Annotated in this window: 1 pseudogene; it reads right to left on the bottom strand. The window is 57.0% G+C overall.

From position 1 onward, the window contains the following. Positions 1-460 (bottom strand): annotated as a pseudogene (locus PJL69_RS20270) (recombinase family protein); the annotation flags it as partial.

The raw sequence follows: 460 nt of genomic DNA, 5'->3' as shown, positions 1-460 counted from the left end.
GCGATACAGAACGGCCTGACGCAGCAAGCTTCGAGGCCGTTTTTGTTTGCCCCAAGGCCAGCAAACCAGCCAGCTCGCCAACAAGCTCGATCTCCATGGGGCCGTCCGCATTAGGGATCAGCCGGATCTCTTCCGGCAGAGAGCGGATAAGGGTGGTCGCTTCTGCCTTGGTCTCGGGATCGTTCAGAGCCTCTGTCAGGTTTGCGACTTTTCTGCGGTATACGTCGGAGAGGTTAGGGTGCAGCAACACCGGCGTCGTCTGATCTGCATTGGCCAGAGCCGCTTCCAGATCTGCTTTGCGGGCTTCCAGACTGTCCAGCTTCGCTTTCATGCTCCCTTGGAACATGCCCTCGGCAATGGCGTCGATGATACGGTCGATCTGACGTGTCACTTGGGCCAATTCCCGTTTGGTTTTGGCTTCATCAACAGTGTTTTGAGCTGTCAGGCGGTTGTGTTCCTC

This window comes from Shimia sp. MMG029 (genome assembly GCF_027947445.1).
Taxonomy (GTDB): Bacteria; Pseudomonadota; Alphaproteobacteria; order Rhodobacterales; family Rhodobacteraceae; genus Shimia.
This window is presented reverse-complemented; position numbering and strand designations above follow the sequence as displayed.